The 580-nt window shown below is 56.0% G+C and carries 1 protein-coding gene; it reads left to right on the top strand.

The features are described from left to right. Positions 1–567, top strand: a 567-nt coding sequence (locus tag J9892_RS20530; RefSeq protein ID WP_210538811.1) for a transposase, incomplete at its 5' end; no start/stop codon positions are given. Between the last annotated feature and the right edge of the window lie 13 nt (positions 568–580).

Genomic DNA, 580 nt, shown 5'->3' with positions numbered 1-580 from the left:
GCCAGTCCGCAGGCCAAGAAGAAGTGGAGCGAGTTGCCGGAGCAGTTCGAAGCCCGGCTGCTGACCCGGACGGTAAACGGCAAGGAGCGGCAGGTGCTGACCTCGCTCACCGACCCGCTGCGCTTCCCGGCCAGCGAGTTGATGGAGCTATACCAGAATCGCTGGGAAATCGAGCTGGGCTATCGGGAGATGAAACATAGCCTGCAACAGCACCGGCTGACGCTGCGCAGCAAGAAACCCGATGGAGTAAGGCAGGAGCTATGGGGCTTGGTATTGGCCTATAACCTACTGAGATATCAGATGGTTAGGATGGCGGCGAGCTTAAAGGGCTATACGGCCAGCCAGTTGAGCTTTCACATGGCATCGGTGTATCTGCTGCATGAACTCAGTTGCCTGCCGTTTGTGTCACCGGGCATGGTTCCAGGGCGTGTCGCTGAGTTGGACAAACAGGCAGAGCAGTTCAAGTTACCCGCCCGCCGAGAACGAAGTTACCCAAGGTGCATCAAAGCCAAACCACAGAAGTATGCGACGAGAAAACCTAGTAAAAACAATGCCAGTCAGGCTTAACTGACTGGCATTA

This window comes from Aeromonas sp. Prich7-2 (genome assembly GCF_017939255.1).
GTDB lineage: Bacteria > Pseudomonadota > Gammaproteobacteria > Enterobacterales > Aeromonadaceae > Aeromonas > Aeromonas caviae.
This window is presented reverse-complemented; position numbering and strand designations above follow the sequence as displayed.